The organism is Streptomyces sparsus (assembly GCF_054776295.1).
Genome location: NZ_BAAHCA010000110.1, coordinates 1 through 9,225, shown reverse-complemented (window position 1 = coordinate 9,225; position 9,225 = coordinate 1). Strand labels below are relative to the sequence as shown.

At 71.5% G+C, this 9,225-nt stretch carries 6 protein-coding genes and 2 tRNA genes; 6 read left to right on the top strand and 2 right to left on the bottom strand.

Going from position 1 to position 9,225, the window contains the following annotated elements; genetic code table 11:
* The 4 genes from ACYVE9_RS08800 to ACYVE9_RS08785 form a co-directional block, all read left to right on the top strand.
* Positions 1–540 (top strand): hypothetical protein (locus tag ACYVE9_RS08800; protein ID WP_461027184.1); only part of this gene is annotated, 540 nt, incomplete at its 5' end.
* 182 nt (positions 541–722) lie between these two features.
* On the top strand, positions 723–1,697 hold the full coding sequence (locus tag ACYVE9_RS08795) for a LysR family transcriptional regulator (RefSeq protein WP_461027183.1): 975 nt from the start codon (positions 723–725) through the stop codon (positions 1,695–1,697).
* Positions 1,698–2,015: 318 nt separating this feature from the next.
* The gene (locus ACYVE9_RS08790; RefSeq protein WP_461027182.1) at positions 2,016–3,374 is read left to right on the top strand and encodes an alpha-lytic protease prodomain-containing protein; all 1,359 of its coding nucleotides are present in this window, start codon (positions 2,016–2,018) and stop codon (positions 3,372–3,374) included.
* Between the two features lie 776 nt (positions 3,375–4,150).
* Entirely contained in the window at positions 4,151–4,531 is a 381-nt protein-coding gene (locus tag ACYVE9_RS08785) for a YkvA family protein (protein ID WP_461027181.1), read from the top strand.
* 1,174 nt (positions 4,532–5,705) lie between these two features.
* Here the strand turns inward: ACYVE9_RS08785 and ACYVE9_RS08780 are convergent.
* Positions 5,706–5,778 (bottom strand) — tRNA-Arg (locus ACYVE9_RS08780).
* Between the two features lie 257 nt (positions 5,779–6,035).
* A tRNA-Ser gene (locus ACYVE9_RS08775) sits at positions 6,036–6,125 on the bottom strand.
* Positions 6,126–6,373: 248 nt separating this feature from the next.
* Here ACYVE9_RS08775 and ACYVE9_RS08770 point away from each other — a divergent pair.
* Together ACYVE9_RS08770 and ACYVE9_RS08765 are read left to right on the top strand one after the other, a co-directional pair.
* On the top strand, positions 6,374–6,784 hold the full coding sequence (locus tag ACYVE9_RS08770) for an SSI family serine proteinase inhibitor (protein WP_461027180.1): 411 nt from the start codon (positions 6,374–6,376) through the stop codon (positions 6,782–6,784).
* Between the two features lie 445 nt (positions 6,785–7,229).
* A partial coding sequence (locus ACYVE9_RS08765) for a PAS domain-containing protein (RefSeq protein ID WP_461027179.1) occupies positions 7,230–9,225 on the top strand: 1,996 nt, incomplete at its 3' end.

Below are 9,225 nucleotides of genomic sequence, written 5' to 3'. Positions count from 1 at the left end.
GTGATGGCCGCCCCGGCGGCCGCCCAGGCCGCCGCGCCGGTTCTGCTGGAAGCGCACGAGATGCCGCCGAGCTCGACCCCGTGGACCGCCGGTCCCGTCGAGAAGGGCGCCGGGGAACGCTTCTGCCTGGACGGACTGCTGCCGGACTCCCGCTCGGTCCACCGCACCTTCCGTACCGAACTGGAGACCACCGCCCTCCAGGTGGTCGTGCGGACCAAGCACGAACTGGACGCCCGCCGCACGGTCAGCGCCGTACGCGCCGCCTTGACCCACTGCCTGGACGGCTTCGAGGAGAGGTACCCCGGCAGCACCGCCGAGCAGCGCTACCTCGGCAAGGTCGAGGCGGCCGACGGCGGCCACGTCCACGGCATGGCGACGTCGGTGCCGAACTCGTCCCGCGACATCAACCTGTACGGCGTGGGCAGGGACGGCAACCGGGTGACCGTCGTCGCGTGGGGCGAGATGGGCACCTTCGAGACCGCGCCCGTCGCGGCGTTCAAGGAGACCGTCGCCACCGCCCTGAACAAGCTGGATCACTGAGCCCCTCGTCGGCGCCGGGTCGCACAGGGGACGGCCCGGCGCCGCGACGGGACAGGAACGGCTACCGGCTACCGGCTACCGGCTACCGGCTACCGGCTACCGGCTACCGGCTACCGGCATGAGAATCGTCGGGGGCTGTGCGGTGTATTGCCGCGGACGGGCCGGGACCGCAAGCTTCTGGTATGGACCTGGAGTTGCGGCATCTCAAGACGATCCGGGCGATCGCCGACGCGGGCAGCCTGACCAAGGCCGCCTCCGCGCTGGGCCTCGCCCAGCCCGCGCTCAGCGCCCAACTGAAGCGGATCGAGCGCACGCTCGGGGGCCGGCTGTTCGAACGCGGACGCCTCGGTGTGCGGCCCACGTCGCTCGGTGAACTGGTCCTCGACCGTGCCCGGGTCGTGCTGCCCGCGATCCGCGAACTCCAGGAGGAGGCGGTACGCCTGGCCCACGCCTGGGACGGCATGCCGCGCTTCAGGCTCGGTGGCACCCACGGCCCACTGCTCGGGGGACTGGTGGACCGGCTGGCCACCGCGCACCCCGGCGTACCCGTCACCACCCACACGTCCTGGTCGGAGCGGGAGATCGCTGCCGCCGTCGCCGAAGGACGGCTCGACTTCGCGCTCATCGGCACCTGCGGGCAGAGCACGCCACCGGAGCCCGAGCGGCTGGTGTGGCGCCAGGTGGCCGTCGACCCGGTCTTCGTCATGCTGGCCGCCGACCATCCCCTGGCAGACCGTGACGAGGTGGAACTGCACACGCTGGCCGACGAGTCATGGGCCAACGTGCCCGGGGACGGCTGCTTCGCGGACTGCTTCGCCGCCGCCTGTGCCCGGGCCGGTTTCACTCCCGCCTGCGTCTACGAGACCGACACCTCCTCCTGCGTGCACCTCGTGCAGGTCGGGAGAGCCGTCGGGCTGTGCCGAGCGACGTTCCCGCCCACCCCGGGGCTGGTGACCAGACCGCTGGCCGACTCTCCGCTGACCTGGCGGCACCTCGTCGGGTGGCACCCCGACGAGCCGGCCGCAGACGCCGCGCCTGCTGTCGTCGCACACACCAGGGCCGCGCACAATGACGCCGCCGCACGCAACGCCACCTACCGCGCCTGGCTCGACCAGCGGACCGACCCCGAACCAACGGCCTACCCCACCGCCGTCTGAACGCACTCCCATGCGGCCACACGCACGGACGACCGGGCGCACCGCCCGAGCGTCACGCCCCCATGCCCACGGCTACCGAAGCGATCCACCGACGTGGAGAAGCAGCCCCATGGGCGGTGACCGCTCACCGGCAGACCACGTGCGGTGCGGGTCCGGTGCTGGCCGTCTCCCTCGCGCCCCGGCACCGAGGTGCCGACGACGGCGCCTGGACGCCCAGGCCCCATAACGCTGGGGAAGGGGGGCAGTTGAGAGCTGCTGACGTCAAGGAGGCCACGGCTACGGTTTCGGCACCTCCCACCGAATCCGAGGAGACACCCCATGCTCCACAGACACGTCAAAGGTGCGTGCGCTGCCGTCATCGCGGTCGGCGCCCTCACCCTGACCGGGCTGCCAGGCACAGCCAGCGCACAGCCGGCTGCCGCTCCGGGGTCCGCTTTCCAGGCGACGACGGCGAAGGCTCCGCCCGAGTTGCTGTCGGCGATGCAGCGCGACCTGAACCTCAACAAGGCGCAAGCCGAAGCCCGACTGGTCAACGAAGCAGAGGCCGGTGCCGTTGCCGGCGCCCTCCAGAACACCCTGGCCGAGGACTTCGCCGGCGCCTGGGTCCGGGGAGCGGACTCCTCGACGCTCACCGTCGCCACCACCGACACAGCCGACGTACCCCGGATCACCGCCGAGGGCGCCCGGGCCGAGGTGGTGCGGAACAGCCTTGCCGAGCTGGACGCCGCCAAGGCCAAGCTCGACAGGGCCGCCGCCCGGAACGGCTCGGTGGCCGCACCCGTCTGGTATGTGGACGTCAAGACCAACAGCGTCGTCATACGCGCCTCGAAGCCCTCTGCCGCCAAGGCGTTCGTCGCCGCCGGGGGCGTCGACCGGGATTTGGTGCGGGTGGTGAAGTCCGCCGAGCAGCCCCGAGCGCTCTACGACCTGCGCGGCGGTGACGCCTACTACATGGGCGGCAGCGGTCGCTGCTCCGTCGGCTTCCCCGTGACCCGGGGAACCCAGCAGGGGTTCGCCACCGCCGGCCACTGCGGCCGGGTCGGGACCACGACCTCCGGCTTCAACCAGGTCGCGCAGGGCAGCTTCCAGGGCTCGTCGTTCCCCGGCAACGACTACGCCTGGGTGGCCACGAACTCGAACTGGACGGCGACCCCGTACGTCAAGGGCTCCGGTGGCCAGAACGTGCAGGTGGCGGGCTCCACCCAGCAGGCGGTGGGTGCGTCCATCTGCCGCTCCGGCTCCACCACGGGCTGGCACTGCGGCACCATCCAGCAGCACAACACCAGCGTCACCTACCCCGAGGGCACCATCACCGGTGTGACCCGGACCTCTGTGTGCGCCGAGCCGGGTGACTCCGGCGGCTCGTACATCTCGGGCAGCCAGGCGCAGGGTGTCACCTCCGGTGGTTCCGGCAACTGCCGGACCGGGGGCACGACATACCACCAGCCCATCAACGAGATCCTTCAGGTCTACGGCCTGACGCTGAAGACCACCACGGACCCCGGCGACCCGGGTGACCCGCCGGACGAGCCCGGTGGCACGTGGTCGGCCGGAACGGTGTACAAGGTGGGCGACACCGTCACCTACGGCGGCGCCACCTACCGCTGCCTCCAGGGCCACCAGGCCCAGGCCGGCTGGACCCCCGCTGCCGTCCCCGCACTCTGGCAGCGCATCTGACCGACGCCGCAGGGACAGGGCGGGCCGGGACCACTGGGGGGCTCCCGGCCCGCCCTCGCGGCATGCACCGAGCCACACCACTTCACACGTCACCTCTTCACCCCTCCCCCGCACTCCGTACCGCCCCGGACCGTCGCACCGACGGACCGCGGCCTGCGGCCCGCGTCCGATCAACACGCGTTCGACCGCCCGAGCCGGCGCCCGCCGGCGCTCCACCACCACATCGCACCGTCGTAACACCGCGCGCCGCGCCGCAGGGGGAGAGAGCCCATGATGACGATCAAGGTCTACCGCATGCGGCCGGACGGAACCCGATTCCCCATCGCCGGTCTGCGGACCGTGCGCCCCACCGAACCGGACAAGCTCCCGCTCTCCCTGGGCTTTCCCCCCTGCCGCTGCCTGCTCTGCGCCGATCCCGTTCGCTCCTTGCCTCCTTCCTCTTTGCCTGCCGCCTCTCCTCCTCCCGCCTCCGCGCCTCTCGGAACCGCCTCTCCCGACCTCCCGCCACACAACGACCGCCCCCCTGCCTGCCCCACCCGGTTTCGTCCCTGAGGCAGGTATACAGCGAGGCATCTCCGCAGGTCACGAGCCGAGGGCGATAGACACTCGAACGAGTGAACGAAGAATGATCAGTGGTTCGGAGACCACCGAAACGGCAATCCCCCTCGAAGAAGCGTCTTCGGCGCCGAGCCCGGAGGCGTGCCGTCGGACTGCGGCAGCCCTACGACGGGAACACGGCTGTAGGGCACGAAGCCGTACGACACGAGGAGCACGGGATGAGTGGTGAACTGCAGGCGATCCTGGCGGTGGCAACCGTGCTGGTGATCACGACGGCAGTGGTGACGGCCGTGCTGCTGGTGAAGGTGGTGAAGACGCGGACCCTGCTGAGCAGCGCCGGTGTCCCGGTGAACAACAAGCTCGCCTTCTGGGGCGCCGTTCTCTACGCGATCTCCCCGATTGACCTGATGCCCGACCCGATACTGCTGGACGACATCGGTGTACTGCTGCTGGCACTGCGCTCGCTGCACAAGGCAGCGGAGAGCGCCGGCATCAGCCCGCGCGGCATCAAGGAGATCACCGAACCGGCCCCCGCCACCGGGCAGATATCGACGCCCGCCCGATCCGTTCCGGGGCCGGTCGGCTCGAAGCGGTCGTGAAGCCATCCGAAATCCATATGCGTGCATGCCAGTTGGCAGGGAAGACGGCAGTCAGGACCGAATGAGCCATCGCCGGAAACGAAGTTCCGGCCGAAGGGAGAATCATGGCTTCCGCGATTTCACGATTCACCCGCCAGCTGCGCTCCGGAGGGGGCCTTCTGTCGGGTGGCCACAGCCACCGGTCCGGCCCGCCCACGCGCACGGGCCGTCGCCCTCATGGCTCGGGTACGGGGTCAGCAGGACTGGGTTCGGTGGTGAGCGGCATCACCCGCCGCCTCCGCCGCCGCTGAGCCCGCGCGGCAACCGCCGTCCCCCGCCGCCCTCAACCGGTAGCGGGCAGACGGCGCGACCGCCGGCACTCCGCGGTCCGGCCGTCACGGATCACATGAGCCGGCCCCAGGCCGTCGCACGATATCGGTAACGTCGGCCACCGCTTTCGGTCGACCAAGGAAGTCCCCGGGTAATCCCCGGGGACTTCCGTCGTTCCGTCACCACCGCGAATCCCGGAGCGGCCCATTCGCCGACCACACTGCCCCATGAACAACACCCAGTCGGTAACCGAGCGAGCCGCCGTGCCGAAAATCCCGCGACATTCTGGCGACTGCATCAGCCAACTGCGACCACCGGGTGCCTCCACCGGCACGCCGCAGGGGCCTTCGGCCTGCCGCGCAGTCGACAGGTTTCCCACCGGCAGACGTTGAGGGACGTGCACGGTTTCGGTGGTTGTTGTTCTTCAGCTTCTCGACGCCGTGATCGGCGCGGTGGGTGGTGGCGCGGTGGGTGGTGCCGCGGAAGTCGGGGCCTGTGACGTGGGCGACGGCGTTAACACCCAGCTCGGTGACGATCAACGCGGCGTCGTCACCACAGGGGGCTCGGTCGTGCTCAGGGTTCACCCGAAGGCGGCCCAGCGACTCGGCCTCGCACATCCCGATGACGGTGGAGGCCCCCGCCGAGGCGAGCGGGGGCAAGCGCGAGGTCCGGGCGAGCGGCGTGAACCAGGCAGGCGGACGGACGCGGGAGGGGACGGCGCCTGTTGATCAGTGCGGGCGACGGCAGCTGAGGGGTGCCGACCGGGCGAAGCCTGTTGCCGTACCTCAGTGCTTGCGGCCATGAAAAAGCCCCCTCCCGGATCACCCGGAGGGGGCTTGCCACACTTACACATTGGTGGCTGCTGCGCGCTCGGCAGGATTCGAACCTGCAACCTTCTGATCCGTAGTCAGATGCTCTATCCGTTAAGCTACGAGCGCTTGTGCTTTCCGGCTGTCACAGTGGCCGGTCGGCGTTGCGGGAACAACATTACATGACCCGTGCCCAGAGGTGAAATCCGTTACCGGGACCCATGCTGAGCTGCGGAAACGCCGATGCGGCGGCCCCACGGACGGTGTCTTCGGACCAGCGGGGAGCGGGCAGACGGAGAGCGGGGCCCCGGGGAGCGGGCGGGCGGGAACCGACATGCGAAAGCCCCGGTCCGCAGACCGGGGCTTCGATGATCGTGAAGATCGAGCGGAGGCTCCGGGATTTGAACCCGGGATGGGGGGTTACCCCAAACCGCATTAGCAGTGCGGCGCCATAGACCAGACTAGGCGAAGCCTCCTCGCACATCCGCTGAGCGGAGCGTGCGCAGATGATGGCACAGCGCCAGGCGCTGTCACCAACCGCGGTCCACAGTACCCGGCAGCCATGCCCGTGAGCAAAGCGCATACCGGATCGGGGGGCGGCCACTCGATCGCGCCGAGTTGCGCAACGCTCCGGGCGGTGGCGCGTTAGTAGGAGTGGCCGGTCGCGTCCCACTGCCACGAGGCCGGCAGGCCACCGCTCCGCCACCCCCATAGGAGAACCGCCATGCTGCGTCGCCTCGTCACCACTCTCGCCGTGACCGCCGCCGTGTCCGCCCTCGGCTCGTCCGCGATCGCCTGCCCGCCTCCTGCCGGCGAGGACAAGCTGACCATCACCTACCGCGAGCACGCGGACGCCGCCGAGCGCACCTACACGTTGGCGTGCCACCCGGCCGGCGGCACCCACCCCGACGCCCAGGCGGCCTGCGACGCACTGGACAATGCCGTCCGAGGCACCCGGAACCCGTGGGAGCCGGTCTCCGCGGACGCCATGTGCACTCAGGTGTACGGCGGGCCGCAGACCGCCCGGGTGACCGGCACCTGGTCGGGTCGCCCCGTGATGGCCGACTTCGACCGGACCAACGGGTGCGAGGTGGCCCGGTGGGACAGCATGACGCCCGCCCTTCCCGTGGTCTGACCTGTCCGGGAACAGCGCCCACTCCCGCGAGGGTCGACCGGGGCACCGCCTCACGCCGGCCGGCCAACGGACCGAGCGACCGGCAGCCGAGCGACCGGCCGGGCGGACCCACCGGCCGGCCGACCAGGCCACGACCAACCCCGTCGTCGCCACTTCACACGCCCCCGCCACCACGCGCCCCCCTTCCGCCCCGCCCCGCGCCCCACGTGCAGGGAGCGGGGTGGGGCGGAAGGGCGAGGAGACAGGGGACCGTTCGCTGCCGGTTGGGGATATCCCTCCGGTGAATGTGCAGCCCGAGCCGGTGCGGCGGCCGCCCTGCCCTCGCCTCGGTCCGCATCCACCGCCGCACGGGCATCCCGTGCCCGTAGACTCCTTCTGGTGACACACCCCGGTCGGGAAGGCACACTGACCGGGCACCACGTGGCCAGCAGGGAGGAACGTCGTCGTGAGCAGCCGGCCATCACGAGGCGCTGCTCGCCTTGCCGCGATACTCGACGCGCTGCCCGACGCTCTCCTGCTGGTCAACGCCAACGGCACCGTGGTGAATGCGAACAGCATCGCCCTCGAGGTTTTTGAGACCCCGGGCACCGCACTGATCGGGCGAGGTCTGCTGGATCTGCTGCCCGCTTTCGACTCCAAGCGCATTCCCGGTTCGATGCGCCGTCACGAGGACCGGGTGGAGGCCCGGCAGCCGCCGACCCGCATGATCGCCCGGCGTACCGACGGCACCGAGCTGCCCGTCGAGGTGACGAGCGCCAACCTGGAGGACGGCCGCACCCCTTACGAGTCGTCGTTCGAGGCGGCCTACGCAGACCACGGCAACAGCTACACCGGCAACGAGCTGCTGATGCTCGTTGTTCGGGACCTGACGGGTGCGATGGACACCGAGGCCGAGCTGGCCCGGCAGCAGCGCCAGACGGAGATGATCCTGCGGGCCGCGGCCGAAGGGGTCGTCGGCACCGACACCGACGGCCGGGTGGTCCTGGTGAATCCGGCAGCGGCGACGATCCTCGGGTACCGGGCGAGTGACCTCGGCGGCAAGAAGCTGCACCCGCTGGTGCACCACTCCCGGGCGGACGGCTCGCCGCTGCCGTACGAGGAGACGCCGCTCGCCGACACCCTGCGGTCGGGGCGCAAGCACCGGGTCCGCGGCCAGGTCCTGTGGGCCAGGGACGGCCATCCGATACCGGTCGACATGACCACGGCTCCGGTCCGTGACGGTGACCAGCTGGTCGGCGCGGTGCTCACCTTCACCGACCGGCGGTCGCAGGACGCGCTGGAGGCCCGGCAGGCGCAGTTGCTCGCCGTGGTGGAGGACGCGTTGCGGGGGCCGTTGGAGCAGCTGCGCCGCGAACTGGCGGGGCTGGCGGCCGACCCGGCCGGCCAGCTGTGGCCGGAGGCGAACCAGACCCTGCACCGCCTGGCCGCCGGGCACGCCCGGATGACCACCCTCGTCGACAACATCGTCAACTACCAGCGCCTGGACACCGGTCTGGAGAAGCTGGACCGCAGGCAGGTGGCGGTGGACGCGGTGATCGCGACCGGTGTGGAGGGCGCCGTCGAGCTGATCGGACCCGGCCGCGCGCAGTTCGCGGTGCACGCGCCGCCGATCGACGCCGAGGTCGACCCGGACCGGCTGGCGCTGGCGATCGCCCACCTGATCGCGGACGTGGCCGGAGTGGACGCCACCGGCAACGCTCCAGCGGGCGGCGGGGACTCGACCATTGTGGTGGCAGCCGCAAAGCGAGGCGGCCAGGGCGGACGCGACGGCGCGGTGGTGCGCATCGAGGTCCGCGGCCCGCACCGAGGCGGCAGCGGGGTGCACGCGCCGCTGGTACGGGGCATCGTCGAGATGCACGGCGGGGTGCTCCAGACCCACGAGGTGCCCGGTTCGGGCGGTGGCAGCGCGTTCGTGCTGGAGGTTCCGGTCGGCACGGTCGACGAGAACGTGGCACGCCGCCGCAGAGCCGCGGAGGCGGCCCCCGCGGAGGTCGTCCCGGCGGCGGCACCGGTGCCCGCGCAGCAGGCCGCGGTGTCCAGGCGCGCGCACTCCGGGCGTCCTGAACTGGGCCCGGTCGGCGGCCCGTCGGTGCAGCAACCGCGTCCGGCGGTACCCCAGTCGCATGCGCCGCAGGCCCCCGTCCCGCAGTCCCTCCCCCCTCAGCCACCGGTACCGCAGTCGCTGGCCCCGCATCCGGCGCCGCCACAGTCCTTCGTGCCGCAGCCCGCGTCCCCGCAGGAGTCGGTGCCCGCGCCGCGTGCCGAGATCGAGGCGGTGCCCACAACGCCGACCGGGCGACGGGCCCGGCGTGCGCTGACGCCGGTGGAGGAGCGGTCCGACGGTTCGGGCGAGCAGGCGGCCGCAGGCCAGATCCCGCAGCAGGCGCAGCCCGGTACCGGACGGCGCGGCAGGCGGGCCAAGGCCCCCCAGGTCGAGGAAC